The 18,723-nt window shown below is 57.5% G+C and carries 13 protein-coding genes and 1 tRNA gene; 7 read left to right on the top strand and 7 right to left on the bottom strand.

From position 1 onward, the window contains the following. Positions 1–3 precede the first annotated feature (3 nt). The 3 genes from LGL98_RS00500 to zapB form a co-directional block, all read right to left on the bottom strand. Positions 4–774: a CDP-diacylglycerol diphosphatase gene (locus LGL98_RS00500; protein ID WP_168435391.1), complete on the bottom strand. Its 771-nt coding sequence runs from the start codon at positions 772–774 to the stop codon at positions 4–6. Between the two features lie 163 nt (positions 775–937). Next, entirely contained in the window at positions 938–1,927 is a 990-nt protein-coding gene (locus tag LGL98_RS00495) for a sulfate ABC transporter substrate-binding protein (RefSeq protein ID WP_136033985.1), read from the bottom strand. A 149-nt stretch (positions 1,928–2,076) separates the two neighbouring features. Continuing rightward, the gene (gene zapB / locus LGL98_RS00490; RefSeq protein WP_004150222.1) at positions 2,077–2,322 is read right to left on the bottom strand and encodes a septal ring assembly protein ZapB; all 246 of its coding nucleotides are present in this window, start codon (positions 2,320–2,322) and stop codon (positions 2,077–2,079) included. Positions 2,323–2,764: 442 nt separating this feature from the next. Here zapB and LGL98_RS00485 point away from each other — a divergent pair, with 442 nt between their 5' ends. Both LGL98_RS00485 and glpK read left to right on the top strand, forming a co-directional pair. Continuing rightward, entirely contained in the window at positions 2,765–3,616 is an 852-nt protein-coding gene (locus tag LGL98_RS00485; RefSeq protein ID WP_136033987.1) for an MIP/aquaporin family protein, read from the top strand. A 21-nt stretch (positions 3,617–3,637) separates the two neighbouring features. Beyond that, positions 3,638–5,149, top strand: coding sequence for a glycerol kinase GlpK (gene glpK / locus LGL98_RS00480; RefSeq protein WP_025713938.1), 1,512 nt, complete (start codon positions 3,638–3,640; stop codon positions 5,147–5,149). A 114-nt stretch (positions 5,150–5,263) separates the two neighbouring features. Here the strand turns inward: glpK and gltS are convergent, their stop codons facing one another. Next, on the bottom strand, positions 5,264–6,466 hold the full coding sequence (gltS, locus tag LGL98_RS00475; RefSeq protein WP_136033989.1) for a sodium/glutamate symporter: 1,203 nt from the start codon (positions 6,464–6,466) through the stop codon (positions 5,264–5,266). Between the two features lie 284 nt (positions 6,467–6,750). On the opposite strand from gltS, the gene LGL98_RS00470 reads away from it, so the two are divergent. The 4 genes from LGL98_RS00470 to LGL98_RS00455 all read left to right on the top strand — a co-directional run bounded on the left by LGL98_RS00470 (position 6,751) and on the right by LGL98_RS00455 (position 13,212). Further along, complete coding sequence (locus LGL98_RS00470; RefSeq protein WP_136033991.1) at positions 6,751–8,142, top strand: nucleobase:cation symporter-2 family protein; 1,392 nt, start codon at positions 6,751–6,753, stop codon at positions 8,140–8,142. Positions 8,143–8,293: 151 nt separating this feature from the next. Further along, the gene (locus LGL98_RS00465; protein WP_136033992.1) at positions 8,294–10,009 is read left to right on the top strand and encodes an AsmA family protein; all 1,716 of its coding nucleotides are present in this window, start codon (positions 8,294–8,296) and stop codon (positions 10,007–10,009) included. A gap of 251 nt (positions 10,010–10,260) precedes the next feature. Further along, positions 10,261–11,820, top strand: a complete 1,560-nt coding sequence (locus LGL98_RS00460) for a PTS transporter subunit EIIC (protein WP_136032159.1) — start codon at positions 10,261–10,263, stop codon at positions 11,818–11,820. A 12-nt stretch (positions 11,821–11,832) separates the two neighbouring features. Next, a complete protein-coding gene (locus LGL98_RS00455; protein ID WP_136032161.1) occupies positions 11,833–13,212 on the top strand; it encodes a family 4 glycosyl hydrolase in 1,380 nt (459 codons plus the stop codon). Positions 13,213–13,689: 477 nt separating this feature from the next. Here the strand turns inward: LGL98_RS00455 and LGL98_RS00450 are convergent, their stop codons facing one another. The 3 genes from LGL98_RS00450 to LGL98_RS00440 all read right to left on the bottom strand — a co-directional run bounded on the left by LGL98_RS00450 (position 13,690) and on the right by LGL98_RS00440 (position 18,297). Continuing rightward, on the bottom strand, positions 13,690–14,412 hold the full coding sequence (locus tag LGL98_RS00450) for a MurR/RpiR family transcriptional regulator (protein WP_136032163.1): 723 nt from the start codon (positions 14,410–14,412) through the stop codon (positions 13,690–13,692). Between the two features lie 159 nt (positions 14,413–14,571). Then, positions 14,572–16,890 carry an alpha-xylosidase gene (gene yicI / locus LGL98_RS00445; RefSeq protein WP_136032165.1) on the bottom strand — a complete coding sequence of 773 codons (2,319 nt, stop codon included), beginning with the start codon at positions 16,888–16,890 and terminating at the stop codon, positions 14,572–14,574. 12 nt (positions 16,891–16,902) lie between these two features. Beyond that, on the bottom strand, positions 16,903–18,297 hold the full coding sequence (locus LGL98_RS00440) for a glycoside-pentoside-hexuronide family transporter (RefSeq protein ID WP_014906761.1): 1,395 nt from the start codon (positions 18,295–18,297) through the stop codon (positions 16,903–16,905). A 292-nt stretch (positions 18,298–18,589) separates the two neighbouring features. Here LGL98_RS00440 and LGL98_RS00435 point away from each other — a divergent pair. Beyond that, positions 18,590–18,684, top strand: a tRNA-Sec gene (locus LGL98_RS00435). Positions 18,685–18,723 lie beyond the last annotated feature (39 nt).

The following is an 18,723-nucleotide window of genomic DNA, read 5'->3' as shown; positions in this document are numbered from 1 at the left end:
GAACTAGTGGTTTGCGTTAAGGATGGCGCAGCGATGATCCTGAATTTCTTCCGCTGAGGCCCGGTTCAAGGTCAGCAGGTTACGCTCCGTCGCCAGCAGCACCAATGAGCCGTCGGTTTGCTGCGCCATCGCCAGCGCGAAGCGTCCCATATGTTCGCGCGCTTCCGGCACCTCTTCCGCCAGCATCAGGAACGGGCTGCGCTGGGCCAGTTCGGCCTCTGTCACCCGACGCGCCAGGTATTCATGGCCCTGGAGCCCACCCGGTAGCGGCAGCCAGCGACTGCTCACCGCCGCCGCCTCTTTATCTAACTGCGCACGCACATCGGGGCGCAGGCAGGAGATATGTATATGGAAATGGTTTTGCGTGCGTCCGCTGCGCGAGTTAATCGCCAGCGATATCGCGTTATCAGGAACCGGCGCGCCGTGGCGCTGGCTCATGATCTCACGCCCCTGCCAGGCCTGCCAGAAGAAGTTCGGCGTCAGCGGATCCAACAGCAGCGGGCTTTCGGTGCCGTTGATGCGGTAGGTCGGCATCAGCAAATACTGCAGCGGGCCGTTACGGTCTTTAAACAGCACATAGCCGCCCTTGAGGTTCACTTCCGCGCACGGCGACGGGTTTTGCTGTTGTTGCTGATGGGGAACGCACTGCTGCAGGACAATCTTGCGCAACGCGTCCGGGTTGCCAGAGTGCAGCCAGTAGTAGCCGCCCGCCAGCGCCGCGAGGATCGCCACCAGCAGCGCCAGCAAAAAGTATCTTACTCTTCTCATTTTCATTCCCTGTTAAGCCTGAAGCGGAAGAGTAACGTAATTTGATGACTAAATGAAAACAGATGACGGGTGAGGCGTTTTCCCGGGCAGCGGCTGACGCCTTACCCGGGCTATGGCTCGGTGCAGAACTGTAGCCCTGCTAAGCGTAGTGCAAGCAGGGCCAAAAGAATTAACGCTGGCTAATCTGGTCGAAGGTGCCGCCGTTGGAGAAGTGCTCTTTCTGCGCTTTCGTCCAGCCGCCGAACTCCTGATCGATGGTAAACAGCTTCAGTTTCGGGAACTCATTAGCATATTTCTTCGCCACATTCGGATCGCGCGGGCGGTAGAAGTTCTTCGCCGCAATCTCCTGGCCTTCCGGCGAGTAGAGATACTTCAGGTACGCTTCCGCTACCTGGCGCGTGCCTTTCTTATCCACCACTTTATCAACCACCGAGACGGTCGGCTCAGCCAGAATCGACTCACTCGGAGTCACGATTTCAAACTTGTCTTTGCCCAGTTCGTTGGTCGCCAGCAGCGCTTCGTTTTCCCAGGCGATCAGCACATCGCCGATCCCGCGCTCTACGAAGGTATTGGTCGAACCACGCGCGCCGGAGTCCAGCACTTCCACGTTTTTATACAGCGCCTTGACGAACTCCTGGGCTTTCGCCTGGTCGCCGTGATTCTGATGCAGAGCATAGCCCCAGGCTGCCAGATAGTTCCAGCGGGCGCCGCCGGAGCTTTTCGGGTTCGGGGTAATGACCGACACGCCCGGTTTGATCAGGTCGTTCCAGTCATGGATCTGTTTCGGGTTGCCCTTGCGGACGAGGAACACGATGGTGGAGGTATACGGCGCGGAGTTATCCGGCAGGCGTTTCAGCCAGTTTTTATCGATGCGGCCGCGTTCAGCAATGGCGTCGACATCGTAGGCGAGTGCCAGTGTGACCACATCAGCTTCAATACCGTTAATTACCGAAGTCGCCTGTTTGCCAGAACCACCGTGCGACTGGCGGATCACCACGTTGTCGCCGGTCTCCTGCTTCCAGTGCGCGCTGAACGCTTTGTTGTACTGTTCGTACAGCTCGCGCGTTGGATCATAAGATACGTTTAATAACTGATAGTCTTTTGCCAGAACGCTGGCGGATGCCAGCAACAGAGTTAACCCTACGCCCCACTTATTCATCGCACCGCTCTCTTTATGTGTTGTGATGGGCTAAGCGTGCCAGAAAGCGAATCAATGATTAAAGAATAAAAAAAGATTGGCTATAACTTGTGGATATAAAGCGGTGAGGGAGGATTGCCCCCTCCCGGACGGGAGAGGGCGCGAAGCGATTAGACTTCTTCCATACGGCCCAGGAGCGCCTGCAGACGCTCCTGCCAGCCCTGCTGCTGCTCTTTCAACTGGCTGTTTTCGCGCTCCAGCTCTTCGCGACCATGCTGCGCGCTCTGAACTTCCTGCACCAGGGTGTTGTTTTTCTCTTTCAGCTCTTCGATTTCCATCTGCAACAGAGTGATGGTATCAATCGCCTGCTGAACCTTAGATTCTAATTTCTCAAACACTTCTAATGACATCGTCATACCTCTCCTGAACTTGCAAGGCGTTGATAGAAACTCGTGTTTCGTATACGCGGTCCCGCCTTAACGAAAATTAGCGCACATAGCGGTGTTATCGTCGATTGTATGAATCCCCGCCGCCCCTGTCCAGCGGCAAGCCGCGCAGATTGCGGTTTGCAACACTTTTCAGTCTTTACCTGGTGCTTTCAGCGCAGTTCGCTCGTACTTCATGAGTCATTGTTAATTTTATGGTTAACAAAATGCGAGGTGAAACGCTACGGCAGAGGTCTGAATGCGCGCGAATGGCGCGAAAACGCTCATTTTCTTGACGAGGTACACACATTTGAAGTTCGATATTTCTCGTTTTTGCTCGTTAACGATAAATTAACACTATGCCTACATGGCAATATGGTCGTCCGTGACCACCCTACATACAATAATCATCACCACGCTTCAGGATTCGATTATGAGCCAAACATCAACCTTAAAAGGCCAGTGCATCGCAGAGTTCCTCGGTACCGGGTTGTTGATCTTCTTCGGCGTTGGGTGCGTGGCTGCGCTCAAGGTCGCGGGAGCCAGCTTCGGGCAATGGGAAATCAGCATCATCTGGGGTCTGGGCGTCGCCATGGCGATCTACCTGACCGCCGGGGTTTCCGGTGCGCACCTTAACCCTGCGGTGACTATCGCACTGTGGCTGTTCGCCTGCTTCGATGGCCGCAAAGTGGTCCCTTTTATTATTTCGCAATTCGCTGGCGCCTTTTGCGCTGCGGCATTAGTTTACGGGCTTTATTACAATCTTTTCCTCGATTATGAAACCACCCACCATATGGTCCGCGGCAGCGTGGAAAGCCTTGATCTGGCTGGCATCTTCTCCACTTACCCGAACCCACATATCAATTTTGTGCAGGCCTTCGCGGTAGAGATGGTGATTACCGCTATCCTGATGGGCGTCATCCTGGCGCTGACCGACGATGGCAACGGCATACCGCGCGGCCCGCTGGCCCCGCTGCTGATTGGCCTGCTGATCGCGGTGATTGGCGCCTCCATGGGACCGCTGACCGGCTTCGCCATGAACCCGGCGCGTGACATCGGCCCGAAAGCCTTCGCCTGGCTGGCGGGGTGGGGTGACGTCGCCTTCACCGGCGGCAAAGATATTCCTTATTTCCTGGTGCCGCTGTGCGCACCGGTGGTCGGCGCGGCGCTGGGCGCATTCAGCTATCGTAAGCTGATTGGCCGTCACCTGCCTTGCGACACCTGCGTGGAGGAAGAGCAACAGAGCCCCTCCTCTTCCACCACTCAACATAAAGCTTCGCTGTAATCTGACTACGGGACACCGACTATGACCGACAAAAAATATATCGTTGCGCTTGACCAGGGCACTACCAGCTCCCGAGCCGTTGTGATGGATCATGATGCCAATATCGTCAGCGTCTCCCAGCGAGAATTTGAACAAATTTATCCTAAGCCAGGCTGGGTCGAACACGACCCAATGGAAATCTGGGCGTCCCAAAGCTCGACGCTGGTCGAAGCGCTGGCCAAAGCGGATATCAGCTCCGATCAGATCGCGGCCATCGGCATCACCAACCAGCGTGAGACCGTGGTGGTATGGGAGCGCGAGACCGGCAAACCGATCTACAACGCTATCGTCTGGCAGTGCCGCCGCACCGCAGAGATCTGCGAGCAGCTCAAACGTGACGGAATGGAAGAGTATATCCGCAAGGCCACTGGCCTGGTGGTAGACCCCTACTTCTCCGGCACCAAAGTGAAATGGATCCTCGACCATGTCGAAGGTTCCCGTGAGCGTGCGAAGCGCGGCGAGCTGCTGTTCGGCACCGTGGACACCTGGCTTATCTGGAAGATGACCCAGGGCCGCGTGCACGTTACCGACTATACCAACGCCTCGCGTACCATGCTGTTCAACATCCACGACCTGGACTGGGACGACAAGATGCTCGACGCGCTGGATATTCCGCGCGCCATGCTGCCGGAAGTGCGCAAGTCGTCCGAAGTGTACGGTCAGACCAACATTGGTGGTAAAGGCGGGACTCGTATTCCTATCGCCGGGATCGCCGGTGATCAGCAGGCGGCCCTGTTCGGCCAGCTGTGCGTCAAAGAAGGGATGGCGAAAAACACCTACGGCACCGGCTGCTTTATGCTGATGAATACCGGAGAAAAAGCGGTCACTTCCACCCACGGTCTGCTGACCACCATCGCCTGTGGCCCGCGCGGCGAGGTGAACTACGCGCTGGAAGGGGCGGTGTTTATGGCCGGCGCGTCTATTCAGTGGCTGCGCGACGAGATGAAGCTCATCAGCGATGCCTTCGATTCCGAGTACTTCGCCACCAAAGTGAAGGATACCAACGGTGTGTACGTGGTACCCGCGTTCACCGGTCTTGGCGCGCCGTACTGGGACCCGTATGCCCGCGGCGCGATCTTCGGCCTGACCCGTGGCGTGAACTCAAACCACATTATTCGTGCCACCCTGGAGTCTATCGCCTATCAGACCCGCGATGTGCTGGAGGCGATGCAGGCAGACTCCGGTATTCGTCTGCACGCTCTGCGCGTGGACGGCGGCGCGGTGGCCAACAACTTCCTGATGCAGTTCCAGTCCGATATCCTCGGCACCCGCGTCGAGCGGCCAGAAGTGCGCGAAGTGACGGCGCTGGGCGCGGCCTACCTGGCCGGTCTGGCGGTCGGTTTCTGGCAGAATCTGGACGAGCTGCAGGAAAAAGCGGTAATTGAGCGCGAATTCCGCCCGGGGATTGAAACCACCGAGCGCAACTATCGTTACAGCGGCTGGAAGAAAGCGGTGAAACGCGCGTTAGCGTGGGAAGAGCACGACGAAGCGTAAGATTGTGGAGGTATTCCCGGCTTGCGGCGTAAACGCCTTAGCCGGGCTACAAAACCCCAAACAGCACGATCTTGTAGCCCGGACAGGTGCGCAGCACCGCCTCCGGGTTTTTTATCAGCCAAATATCGGCAGCAGCAGGTACAGCTTAATCACCAGCGCGTTGACGATATCAATAAAGAACGCCCCCACCATCGGCACCACCAGGAAAGCCATATGCGATGGGCCAAAGCGGTCAGTAATCGCCTGCATATTGGCAATCGCCGTTGGTGTTGCCCCCAGACCAAAGCCGCAATGGCCTGCTGCCAGCACCGCGGCATCGTAGTTTTTGCCCATCATCCGGTAGGTGACGAACACCGCATACAGCGCCATCGCCAGCGCCTGCACCGCCAGGATAATAATCATCGGCAGCGCCAGAGAGGCTAGCTCCCACAGCTTGAGGCTCATCAGCGCCATGGCGAGGAACAGCGACAGGCTGACGTTACCCAACACCGATACTGCGCGATCGAACACCCGATACAGCCCCGCCAGCGCCAGGCTATTGCTGAGGATCACACCGATAAACAGCACGCAGACGAAGGTCGGCAGCTCGAAGACGCTCCCCGCCAGCAATTGCGCAACGACCTTACCCACCGTCAGACAGATAGCAATCAGGGCAATACTTTCAATCAGCACCAGCGAGGTGATCACCCGCCCTACGTCCGGCTTTTCAAAGGCGGTCGGCGCCATTTGATCGTCCGGTGTGCCGTCCGGTGAGGAAGAGTGTTTCACCAGGTAACGCGCCACCGGGCCGCCGATCAGACCACCCAACACCAGACCAAAGGTCGCGCAGGCCATCGCCACTTCGGTGGCGTTGGCAAAACCGTAGCGCTCGACGAACAGCTTGCTCCATGCCGCTCCGGTACCGTGGCCGCCGGAAAGGGTGATAGATCCGGCCAGTAGCCCCATCAGCGGATCCAGCCCCAGCAGCTTCGCCATGCCGATACCGAGGGCATTCTGCAACAGCAGCAGGCCGACCACCACGATCAGAAACGTGCCCAGCACTTTGCCACCCGCCCGCAGGCTGGCGAGGTTAGCGTTAAGGCCGATAGTGGCGAAGAACGCCAGCATCAGCGGGTCTTTCAGGCTCATATCGAAATCAATTTCGATATCCATGCTTTTTTTCAGTACCAGCAGCGCCAGCGCCACCAGCAGACCGCCGGCAACGGGTTCAGGAATGGTGTATTTCTTGAGGAAGGGAACGGTTTGTACGAGTTTTCTGCCAAGTAGCAACACAAGCGTTGCGGCAACAAGCGTCGATAAGGTATCGAGGTGAAACATAAAAAGCTCCTTATGGGCGCATGATCCATTCACACGCGACGATATTCCTGGTGTCTTTAGCTTCTCATCATGAGGAGTCAGAGGGGGATTTTACGCAGAACGGCGGAAAAAATGACAGAAAAAGATATTTTGTATCCTTAATGATGCGATTTAGCATACAAAATGTTAATAACCCCGTTGCACATATTCACGGCATAAATTTTTATGGCTAAACGCTGGCAAACGTTTGCTTTTGGTCTACAGTCCGATAAAATTCCCGCTTTGCCACCTTGGGAATGCTTGTGATGTCCGTTAACACCGCAGAGTCAGAAAATGCGCAACCGGTTGCGCATAAACCAGCCAGCGAATTAATCTACCGCCTCGAAGATCGCCCGCCGCTTCCGCAAACCCTGTTCGCCGCCTTCCAGCACCTGCTGGCGATGTTTGTCGCGGTGATCACCCCGGCGTTGTTAATCTGTCAGGCTCTCGGTCTCCCGGCGCAAGATACCCAACACATCATCAGCATGTCGCTGTTCGCCTCCGGCGTCGCCTCCATTATCCAGATCAAAGCCTGGGGCCCGGTCGGCTCCGGATTGCTCTCCATCCAGGGCACCAGCTTCAACTTTGTCGCCCCGCTGATCATGGGCGGCACCGCGCTGAAAACCGGCGGCGCCGACGTCCCCACAATGATGGCCGCCCTGTTCGGCACCCTGATGCTGGCCAGCTGCACGGAAATGGTCCTCTCCCGGGTTCTGCATCTGGCGCGCCGCATCATTACCCCGCTGGTCTCCGGCGTCGTGGTGATGATTATCGGCCTGTCGCTAATTCAGGTCGGTCTGACTTCCATCGGCGGCGGCTACGCGGCGATGGCCGACCATACCTTTGGCGCGCCGAAGAACCTGCTGCTGGCGGGCATCGTGCTGGCGCTGATTATTATCCTCAACCGCCAGCGCAACCCGTACCTGCGCATCGCTTCGCTAGTGATCGCCATGGCGGCGGGCTATCTGGCAGCATGGTTCCTCGATATGCTGCCGGCCAACACCGACTCAACCAACAGCAGCCTCATCACCGTTCCGACGCCGCTCTACTATGGCCTCGGCATCGACTGGAGCCTGCTGCTGCCCCTGATGCTGGTATTTATGATCACCTCCCTGGAAACCATCGGCGATATCACCGCCACCTCCGACGTCTCCGAACAGCCTGTCTCCGGTCCGCTGTATATGAAGCGCCTGAAAGGCGGCGTGCTGGCTAACGGCCTGAACTCCTTTGTTTCCGCGGTTTTCAACACCTTCCCGAACTCCTGCTTCGGCCAGAACAACGGTGTGATCCAGCTGACCGGCGTCGCCAGCCGCTACGTCGGCTTCGTGGTCGCCCTGATGCTGATCGTCCTCGGTCTGTTCCCGGCGGTGAGCGGCTTCGTCCAGCATATCCCTGAGCCAGTGCTCGGCGGCGCCACGCTGGTGATGTTCGGCACCATTGCCGCGTCCGGCGTACGCATCGTCTCCCGCGAGCCGCTGAACCGTCGCGCGATCCTGATTATCGCCCTGTCGCTGGCGGTGGGTCTCGGCGTGTCACAGCAGCCACTGATCCTGCAGTTCGCGCCGGACTGGCTGAAAAACCTGCTCTCCTCCGGGATTGCCGCCGGCGGCATCACGGCGATTGTTCTGAATTTAATTTTCCCGCCAGAAAAAGCCTGATTAGACGCGCTCCCGGTCGTACCATCGGCCGGGACGCGCCAGCGTTGCCCTCCGCCACCGGCCCCATCACCGAAATAAACCACGCCCGCCTTGAGAAGTGCGCCTAAATCGGGCATAACACGGTGATGTGCATCTCACAGAATGGAAGACCATGAAATTTCTTGGAAAGCTGATTCTCTGGCTGCTAGTCGCTCTACTACTCGTCATTGTTGGCGCGTGGTTCCTGCTGCAAACCCACTGGGGTGCCCGCCAGGCCAGCGCCTGGCTCAGCAATGGCACCGGCTGGCAGGTCTCCTTCGATGCGATGGAACACGATTTCTCCTCTCCTCTTCATGTGCAGCTGCAAAACGTCACCTTTGGTCGGGAAGGCAAGCCAGCCACCCTGGTGGCAAAAACGGTCGATATTGGCTTCAGTACCCGCCAGTTTAGCGATCCGCTGCATGCAGATGAGATTGTGCTGAACGACGGCACCCTGAATCTGTCACCCCACTCTGCCGACCTGCCGTTCGCTGCCGACCGGCTGATGTTGCGCAATATGGCTTTCAACAGCCCGGAAACCGGCTGGGCGCTCAGCGCGCAGCGCGTCACCGGTGGCGTCAGTCCATGGACGCCGGAGGCGGGCAATGTGCTGGGAAAAACGACGCAGGTCCAGATGAGCGCAGGCTCGATGACGCTCAATGGCGTCGAAGCCAGCAACGTTCTGATTCAGGGAAAGATTGATCATGGCGAGGTCACCCTCTCCACCCTCGGCGCGGATATCGCCCGTGGCACCTTAACCGGCAATGCGAAACGCAGCGCCGACGGCAGCTGGCTGGTGGATAACCTCCAGCTCAATGAGATTCGACTGCAGAGCCCCGCCTCGCTGGCCGAGTTTTTCGCGCCGTTAACCACGGTCCCCTCTCTGCAGATTGGCCGCCTGGATATCACTGATGCCCGCCTGCAGGGGCCGGACTGGGCGGTAACCGACCTCGACCTGAGCCTGCGCAACCTGACGCTTAGCCACGGCGGCTGGCAGAGCCAGGACGGCACGCTGTCGATGAACGCCAGCGAATTTATCTACGGTTCGCTGCACTTCTTCGACCCGATCCTCAATGCCGAATTCTCTCCCCAGGGCATTGCGCTGCGCCAGTTCACTTCGCGCTGGGAGGGTGGCATGGTGCGCACCTCCGGCAACTGGCTGCGCGCCGGGAACGCGCTGGTGCTCGACGATACCGCCTTCGCCGGGCTGGAGTACACGCTGCCGGCGAACTGGAAACAGCTGTGGATGGAGCCGATGCCAGCCTGGTTGCAAAGCCTGACGCTGAAAAAATTCAGCGCCAGCCGCAACCTGATCATCGATGTCGACCCTGCCTTCCCATGGCAAATTACCGCTCTCGACGGCTATGGCGGCGAGCTACAGCTGGTGAAAAACGGCAGTTGGGGGGTATGGAACGGTAGCGCGACGCTGAACGCCGCGGCGGCGACTTTTAACCGGATTGACGTGCGCCGCCCGTCACTCAAGCTGAGCGCCACCGCCTCGACGGTCAATATCACTGAGCTTAGCGCCTTCACCGAGCGCGGCATTCTGCAGGCCACCGCCGCGGTATCCCAGCTGCCGCAGCGCCAGGTCAATCTCAGCTTTACCGGCCGCGGCGTGCCGCTGAATATTCTGCAGGCCTGGGGCTGGCCTTCGCTTCCCATTAGCGGGGATGGCAATGTCCAGCTGACCGCCAGCGGCAGCATGCAGGCGGATGCCCCGCTCAAGCCGACGGTCAACGCACAGCTCAGCGCCGTAAATATGGAGAAACAGCAGGTGGCGCAAACGATGCGCAACGGTGAGGTCAATACCGCCCCCACCACACCAGCGCCCGCTCCCGTCACCCCATAGCGATGCCCCATCCCCCTCCCCTCCATGGGGAGAGGGAATACTTCTCTGCAAAAATTCCACTCTGATAACACTCTCCCTTTCAGGGAGAGTGTTGGCGTGAGGGTCCTGAAACCTGTACGCAATACGCGGCTATCTGTACCTATTTAGCGCAACAAGTTCCTTTCAAATACCAGAATTGCTATAACCAAAATACTGGAAGTCGATAAAAACAAACCGCTCCCTGTACCTACAAAAATATAAAAGGATCAATCATGCCTGAAATACGTCAACGTATTCTGGAGAATATGCAAAAATTCTCCCGGGCCATGATCGGCGCCGTATTGTTCTTGCCGGTCATTGGTTTAATTCTGGCCCTCAGTTCAGTATTAACTAATCCGACATTAATTGCTGAAACCAGTTTCTTACACCAGCTTGGTCAAATGCTCGGCGACACCTTTTGGCCTTTATTTGGCAATCTCGGCTTATTATTTTGCGTCGGTATTAGCTATGGCCTGGCAAAAGATAAAAAAACCGAAGTTGCGCTGGTTGCAGTCATGTGCTTCATTATGTTTCTTGGCGCCAACCACTCCTGGCTGGAACATATCCACGGACTCGCCGAAAAAATTAACGGTGAATATTATGGCACCGGACAAACCCAGCTGCTGGGCTTTGTGGTGGTGGATATGGGTGTTTTCCTTGGCATTATTCTCGGCTGCACGATTGCGTGGGTGCACAATAAAGTCTCAGCCATTGAGCTGCCCGGCGCGCTGTCGATGTACGGTGGCGCCAAGCTAACGCTGGTGGCGATGACGCCGGTGGTTATCTTCTACGCCATCGCCTTTACCTGGATTTGGCCCTTTATGACCCACGGCATCTCTGCCCTCACCGGTTTTATGAAAAATGCTGGGGTTGCCGGGGTCTTCGTCTATGGTTTCTTTGAAAAATTTCTTATCCCAACCGGCCTGCACCATTTCGTCTGGTCCCCCTTCCAGCTCACCCAAATTGGCGGCACGCTGAACGTGGATGGTCAGGTGGTCTCCGGCACCCAGGCCATTTTCCTCGCCTATATGCGCCATCCCGACCTAACGCCGGTCATGAACGACGCATTACGTTTTTCGCAACAAGGGATGACCACTATCTTTGGCCTGGCGGGCGCCTCGCTGGCGTTCTACCACACCGCGAAGCCGGAAAAAAAAGCGATGGCAAAGGCGATTCTACTGCCAGCGATCATCACCTCGATGCTGACCGGCATCACCGAACCGATTGAGTTTACTTTCTTGTTTGTCTCGCCGCTGCTGTGGGTGATCCACGCGACGTTAACCGCCGCCTCGCAGGCCATTTGCGACATTTTCACCGTACGTCCCTGGGGAGCATCGGGCCTGATCGAGTTTCTGATCTATAACCTGCCGCTGCCGGTCTCGTTAACGCGCTGGCCGGGCTATGTCCTTATCGGTATCGGCCAGTTTGCCGTCTACTACGTAATTTTCCGTACCCTGGTGGTGAAACTGAACCTGAAAACGCCGGGCCGGGAAGATGACGAGAACGTGAAGCTCTACAGCAAAGCAGAGTACCGTCAGAAAGTTGCGCAGCCGCAATCGGTCACCGATGACATTATCCGCGGTCTCGGGGGCAAGGAGAATATTCTTTCCGTCGATAATTGTTTTACTCGCTTGCGCGTGACCGTGCGCGATATGGCGAGGGTTGATGACGCGCAATTAAAAAATACCGGCGCCAACGGCGTCGTACGAAATCGAAATGAAGTTCAGGTTATTTATGGCGTAAAAGTGGGACAGGTACGTTCCCGGGTTGATAACTGGTTAGCAGAAAATTAATGAGGAGTTTGTATGAAATTAACCGTATTAGGCGGGGGCGGCGTTCGCTCTGCATTTTTAGCGAAATCTCTGGCCTATAACGCTCACCGCATTGGTTTAACAGAAGTCATTTTTCTCGATAATTCCGCGGATAATCTGGCGATATTTGGCGAAATTGCCCGCTATGTATTTAATACTATTCGCCCGGATATTCAGTTTAGTACCACTACCGACCCGGTCGCGGCGCTGCAGGATGCCAACTATATCATTACCACCCTGCGGGTTGGCGGTGACGAAAGCCGCATTCGCGACGAACGCATTGCGCTGCAGCATAACACCCTCGGCCAGGAGACCACTGGCGCCGGCGGCTTCGCGATGGCCATGCGCTCGATCCCGGCGATCCTTCGCTATTGCCGGCTGATCGAAGAACATGCCGCCGACGACGCCATTCTGTTTAACTTTACCAACCCGTCAGGTCTGGTGACGGAAGCGATTATTAAGTCCGGCTTTAAGCGCCGGGTCTATGGGATCTGCGATGCTCCCTCCGAGCTGATTCGTGAATTGCCAGCGATCCTTGGCTGTGAGGAACGCGACCTCAGCGTGGAATGCTATGGGCTGAACCATTTCTCCTGGTTTACCCACTTCACCGTTCGCGGGGAAGAGGTAACCGAACGGCTGATCGCCAGCCCGGAGCTGTACCAGAAGACGGCGATGCAGTACTTCTCACCCGAGCTGGTGCGGCTTTGCGATAATCAGCTACTCAATGAATATCTCTATTATTACTACTATCGCGAGGTGGCGCTGAAGGCGATTCAGGAGGCCGGCGAGACGCGCGGAGAGCAGATCGCTCACATCAATCATGAGATGCGCGAAGCGCTGCGCACCGTGGATGTCAGAACGCAGCCAGAAGCCGCCTTTACCATCTGGATGCAGCATTACCTGCGCCGGGAAAACAGCTACATGCAGAACGAGTCGCAGCAGGAGAAATTCCACACCCGCGAACCGCTGACGCTGCGCCAGTTTATCGAAGAGCCGGATACCGGCGGCTACGCCGGGGTGGCGCTGGATATTCTGGAAGCGGTGAACAGCACCACCACCAAGCGGATCGTGGTATCGATCCAGAATAATGGCACTCTCGATTTTTTACGCCCTGACGACGTGATCGAGATCAGCTGCGACCTGAGCCGGGATGGCCTCAAGCCGGTGACGCCAGTCAAGGTACCGACGGCGCAGAAAAATATGATTGCCTGCGTGAAGGAGTATGAGCGGCTGGCGGTGGCGGCGATCCTGCAGCAGGATAAATCGCTGGCGGTGCGGGCGCTGATGGCGCACCCGCTGATCGGTTCCTATTCGCTGGCAAAAACCCTGGTCGAGGCCTACCTCGACGATGATCAGTTCGCCGCCTGGCGGTAATCCGCTGCCAATGGGATTCCCCCGCTCGCGCTGCGCTTAGCGGGGCTACGAGCGGAGCGGTGTGTGTTTTATGTAGGTCGGGTCAGGCGTAAGCCGCCACCCGACAAAATAGCCGCATCATCCGGTAGCCCGGATAAGGCGCCAGCCGCCATCCGGGAATGCTCCCCCGCTCGCGCTGCGCTTAGCGGGGCTACGAACGGAGCGGTGTGTTTTATGTAGGTCGGGTCAGGCGTAAGCCGCCACCCGACAAAATAGCCGCATCACCCGGTAGCCCGGATAAGGCGCCAGCCGCCATCCGGGAATGCTCCCCCGCTCGCGCTGCGCTTAGCAGGGCTACGAACGGAGCGGTTGTGTTTTATGTAGGTCGGGTCAGGCGTAAGCCGCCACCCGACAAAATAGCCGCATAATCCGGTAGCCCGGATAAGGCGCCAGCCGCCATCCGGGAATGCTCCCCCGCTCGCGCTGCGCTTAGCGGGGCTACATCGTGCAAGGTGCGCTTGTAAACCACATTTTTAACAACCGCTCAAAGCCCAATATGCAGTAGCCGAAAAACGGGTTGCTCCAGTAAATATCATCATCGAACTTCTGCGGGTCGTGAATAATAAACGCCGTATCCGCAGCCTGCGCCAGCGGGCTTTGGTAGTCACCGGTAAAGCAGACCAGATTAATCTCCTTCCCCTCCAGGGCCTTTACCCAGTTGAGCGCTGAGCTGCTGCGCCCGGATTTGGAAATGATCCAGATGGAGTCGAAGCAGGCAGCGTTTTTCTGTTCGAGGATTTCGTAATCCGGCCACAGCGCCAGGCTGGCATTCACGCCGGTGACGAGGAATTTGTTGTAAATATACTGGGCGATCAGTTGTGAAAAGCCGCTGCCGTGGATCAGGATGCGCTGCTGTTTAAGGCTTGCCAGCAGCGGCGACAGCGCTTCTTCCGGCTGAATGCTCATATAGTCGATATCGTTGGTGACATCGAGCTTCGGCATGGTGATATTGAACTTGATGAAATAGACCAGCTCCAGCCAGCCGCTGAACTTAAGCTTTTTCGCCAACCGTACCAGCGAAGAGGGGTTGCTGTAGCACTGCTCCGCCACGGCGCGGATCCCCTTGCGGATACACTGCTCCGGGTCGTTCTGGATAAAGCGCAGCACGGTCATTTCCGTTTTGCTTAGCTTCACGTCACGAAAGATATTTTCTAAGTCCATGGCGGGCTCCTCTCAGCGGCAGAATACGCTACCACCGTTCGGCGACAGCGTCTGCGGCCTGAGTCACCACTATGAAATGAACGTTACTTTTTGTACAAAAATGGAATAAAAAAACCCTCTCCGCCGGGCGAAGAGGGCTGCAGCCGTTAAGATGGTGTTTTACAGGGTAATCGTCAGCGTATTGCCCTCGGCGCTCACCACCACACCCCATTCGCTGCCGGCCTGCGTCCCACCCTGCACGCCCGCTATCTGCGGGATATTGCGCAGACACAGCGTCCAGCCGCGGGCCTCGCCTTCGCCGCTGACAGCGATGGTGTTGCCCTGGCGCCTGGCCTTCAGAGTGAAGATCGTCGAGCCGTCTGCCGCCGGAACGTCACAGCGTGTCTCGCGTCCATCCTCGAGGTGGAACAGCTGGAAGGCGGTGCCTTCATGCCAGGCGTAATCGGGTTTCTGGTCGTTGTTGCCCAGCGCCAGTAGAGTGTTGTCGCGAACGTAGACCGGCAGGCTCAGCGCATCGTGATGCTGCTTATGCCAGCGGTTGCCCGGCAATTCATCGTTATGCCACAGGTGCGTCCAGTGTCCTTCCGGCAGATAAAACTGCACCTCCCCGGCCTCGGAGAACACCGGCGCCACCAGGACCGAATCACCCAGCATATACTGGCGGTCGAGATAGTCGCAGGCCGGATCGTCCGGGAATTCGAGCATCATCGCGCGCAGCATCGGCGTGCCGCACTCGTTGGCCAGTGCCGCCTGGCGATAGAGATACGGCATCATGCGGCATTTCAGCTGCGTGAAGTGGCGTACCACGTCGCAGGACTCTTCGTCGTAGGCCCATGGCACCCGATAGGATTTGCTGCCGTGCAGCCGGCTGTGGCTCGACAGCAGGCCAAAGGCACACCAGCGCTTATAAACGTGGGCCGGCGCGGTGTTTTCGAAACCGCCGATATCGTGACTCCAGAACCCGAAGCCGGACATGCCGATCGACAGCCCGCCGCGCAGGCTTTCCGCCATCGATTCGTAGTTGGCGTAGCAGTCGCCGCCCCAGTGCACCGGGAACTGCTGCGCGCCCACCGAGGCGGAGCGGGCGAACAGCACCGCCTCCTGCTCGCCGACGGTCTCTTTCAGCACCTTCCACACCAGCTCGTTATAGATGAATGCGTAGTGGTTGTGCATTTTCTGCGGGTCGGAACCGTCAAACCACTGGACGTCGGTCGGGATACGCTCGCCAAAGTCGGTCTTGAAGCAGTCGACCCCCATCGCCACCAGACCTTTTAGTTTGTCGGCGTACCACTGACAGGCTTCCGGATTGGTGAAGTCATAAATCGCCAGCCCCGGCTGCCACTTATCCCACTGCCACAGCGAACCGTCCGGGCGCTTCAGCAGATAGCCCTTCTCTTTGAGCTCCTTGAACACCGGCGAACGCTGGCCGATGTACGGGTTGATCCACACGCAGACCTTCAGGCCTTTCGCCTTCAGGCGCTTGATCATCCCTTCCGGGTCCGGGAAGGTCTGCGGATCCCATTCAAAATCGCACCACTGGAAGGCCTTCATCCAGAAGCAGTCGAAGTGGAAGACATGCAGCGGCAGATTACGCTCAGCCATGCCGTCGATAAAACTATTCACCGTCGCTTCGTCATAGTTGGTGGTAAACGAGGTCGTCAGCCACAGACCAAACGACCATGCCGGCGGCAGCGCCGGGCGGCCGGTGAACTGCGTATAGCGGTTAAGCACCGCTTTCGGCGTCGGGCCGTCGATGACGAAGTACTCAAGGTATTCGCCTTCAACACTGAACTGGACTTTAGAGACTTTCTCCGAGCCCACCTCGAAGGAGACGCGCTGCGGATGATTCACCAGCACGCCGTAGCCGCGGTTGGTCAGATAGAACGGGATATTTTTGTAGGATTGCTCGGTGCTGGTGCCGCCGTCTTCGTTCCAGGTTTCTACCGTCTGGCCGTTGCGCACCAGCGCGGTAAAGCGCTCGCCGAGGCCGTAGACGGTTTCGCCGACGCCGAGGTCGAGGCGCTCGAACATGTAGTTGCGCTCAGTCTTACTATCCTGCACATAGCCGTTGTTTTTCAGCTGGCTACCGGTGATACGCACGCCGTCGCGCAGAAAATCCAGCGCCCAGAATTCACCTTTGGTGACGCGCACGCTGAGGCTGCCGCTTTTCAGCTCAGCGAATTCGGCTGTATTTTCTATTTCGACATGGACGTCTTTCTGCACGTTCAGCGGATAGTGCGGGCCGTTATCCATCGCGCCCTGGAAGTGCTCCAGACGCACGCCGATTATTCCTTCCTGGGGGGAGAAAAAGCGCAGAGTGAACAATGGCGTATCCAGCTGCCAGGCGCGTTCGCGGACATCGCGCGGCGCGGCATAGACCACCATTTCATTTCCCTGCTGCTCCACCTCGTAAACCTGTACGGGTTGGATCAGGTTAAGCCCTGGTTGAATGAGCCAGTTTCCATCACTGATTTTCATTAAAACGTCCTCTTAGTTTTGCCATTCTTTGTCGATCGGGGCTGCCGTGAATTCTTGTTCGTTGCGACGCGCGCCCTCGGCCAGCTCGGCCATCATTTTTTTCAGGAACGGCGTTTTCAGCGTGTAGTAGCGTTTGGCGATCACCGCGCTCAACAGGTAGCACACCGCCGGAACGAGGGTGAACAAGGCGATAATAATGGTGAGGGTGGCGCTGTTCTGGGTTTTGGCGGCGGCGTCATAGCCGCCGCCGGCCAGCATCCAGCCGATCAGCGCGCCGCCCAGCGCCAGCCCCAGCTTGAGCACGAACAGGGTGCCGGCGAAGCTGATGCCGGTCAGGCGTTTGCCGTTGCACCATTCGCCGTAGTCGACGGTGTCGGACATCATCACCCACTGGATTGGCGTCACCAACTGGTGCAGTACGCCAATGACAAAGATAAAGACAAACATGGTGATTTCGGCGTCCATCGGTACGAAGAACATCGCCACGCTAAGCACCGCCAGGAGAGCGTTGGTCCACCAGAAGACGCTGACTTTGCATTTCCAGTCGGTCAGCGGTTTCGCCAGCGCCGAGCCAATCAGGTTGCCGACGCAGTAGGTAGTGAGGAAGGCGGTGAACAGCGCCGCCGAGCCCATGATCCAGGTGGTGTAGTACATCATCGCGCCGCCGCGAACGCAGACCGCGAGGATATTGAGGATGGTGAGCACGCCGACCACCCGCCACTGGTCATTGCGCCAGATATCGCGCAGGTCTTCACGCATCGAGGTACTGCTCGGCGGCGCTTCGACACGCTCTTTGGTGGTAAAGAAGCAGAAGGCCAGCATCAGGAAGGCAATCACCGACAGCACCGCAATGCCCCCCTGGAAGCCGAGCGCTTTGTCTTCGCCGCCGATAAAGTTGACCAGCGGCATCATCAGCACGGTGGAGAGCATGCCGCCCGCCGTCGCCAGCACGAAGCGCCAGGACTGCAGCGAGATGCGCTGCGTAGGGTTGTCGGTGATCACGCCGCCGAGCGCGCAGTAGGGGATATTCACCACGGTGTAGAGCAGGGTCAGCAGCGTGTAGGTCACGGCGGCGTAGATCAGCTTGCCGTTGTGGCTTAAATCCGGCGAGCTGTAGGCCAGCACGCAGACGAGGCCGAACGGGATAGCGCCGAAGAGGATCCATGGGCGGAACTTACCCCAGCGGCTGCGGGTACGGTCGGCAAGCAGACCCATGCACGGGTCGGAAATCGCGTCCAGCGCGCGCGCCAGCAGGAACATGGTGCCAACAAAGCCAGCAGGGATACCAAAAATATCGGTGTAAAAAAACATCATGTACAACATGACGTTATCAAAAATAATGTGGCTGGCAGCATCACCCATGCCATAACCAATTTTCTCTTTGACGGACAAAATGTGATCTTTCATATGCGCACTATTCCCTTAGCGGCACCGAGGGTTGGTACCGGTTACGATTTTTGTAAACCTTTGCCGCAATAAGATGAATTGCGATATCTCGTTATCAGATTACGTTTCTTGTTTTCTGTGATCGTGGTAGGGAATCAGGGAGTGAAAAAGTGTAACTCACGGATTTTGTGAGGATTTGTCCAGGACTGTTCTGTAAAGTCCAGTTTTCACAGTAAAAAAGTGCATTCAGGTATGTGGTAAACGGCTGAAAGTAGCTATAATGCGCCCCGCCTCCATGTAGCAATCGAGGCGCGGAAGATCGTCATCTCCGGTGAGGTGGCTGGACTTCAAATCCAGTTGGGGCCGCCAGCGGTCCCGGGCAGGTTCAACTCCTGTGATCTTCCGCCAGTTTGCCTCTGCTCCCCCACAGCCACGCCATACCAACCT

Source organism: Klebsiella africana, assembly GCF_020526085.1.
Taxonomy (GTDB): domain Bacteria; phylum Pseudomonadota; class Gammaproteobacteria; order Enterobacterales; family Enterobacteriaceae; genus Klebsiella; species Klebsiella africana.
This window is presented reverse-complemented; position numbering and strand designations above follow the sequence as displayed.

Bases quoted from the DNA above. Each gene is read 5' to 3' on its own strand.
- LGL98_RS00500 (WP_168435391.1), bottom strand. From the start codon at position 774: ATGAAAATGAGAAGAGTAAGATACTTTTTGCTGGCGCTGCTGGTGGCG.
- LGL98_RS00495 (WP_136033985.1), bottom strand. From the start codon at position 1,927: ATGAATAAGTGGGGCGTAGGGTTAACTCTGTTGCTGGCATCCGCCAGC.
- zapB (WP_004150222.1), bottom strand. From the start codon at position 2,322: ATGACGATGTCATTAGAAGTGTTTGAGAAATTAGAATCTAAGGTTCAG.
- LGL98_RS00485 (WP_136033987.1), top strand. From the start codon at position 2,765: ATGAGCCAAACATCAACCTTAAAAGGCCAGTGCATCGCAGAGTTCCTC.
- glpK (WP_025713938.1), top strand. From the start codon at position 3,638: ATGACCGACAAAAAATATATCGTTGCGCTTGACCAGGGCACTACCAGC.
- gltS (WP_136033989.1), bottom strand. From the start codon at position 6,466: ATGTTTCACCTCGATACCTTATCGACGCTTGTTGCCGCAACGCTTGTG.
- LGL98_RS00470 (WP_136033991.1), top strand. From the start codon at position 6,751: ATGTCCGTTAACACCGCAGAGTCAGAAAATGCGCAACCGGTTGCGCAT.
- LGL98_RS00465 (WP_136033992.1), top strand. From the start codon at position 8,294: ATGAAATTTCTTGGAAAGCTGATTCTCTGGCTGCTAGTCGCTCTACTA.
- LGL98_RS00460 (WP_136032159.1), top strand. From the start codon at position 10,261: ATGCCTGAAATACGTCAACGTATTCTGGAGAATATGCAAAAATTCTCC.
- LGL98_RS00455 (WP_136032161.1), top strand. From the start codon at position 11,833: ATGAAATTAACCGTATTAGGCGGGGGCGGCGTTCGCTCTGCATTTTTA.
- LGL98_RS00450 (WP_136032163.1), bottom strand. From the start codon at position 14,412: ATGGACTTAGAAAATATCTTTCGTGACGTGAAGCTAAGCAAAACGGAA.
- yicI (WP_136032165.1), bottom strand. From the start codon at position 16,890: ATGAAAATCAGTGATGGAAACTGGCTCATTCAACCAGGGCTTAACCTG.
- LGL98_RS00440 (WP_014906761.1), bottom strand. From the start codon at position 18,297: ATGAAAGATCACATTTTGTCCGTCAAAGAGAAAATTGGTTATGGCATG.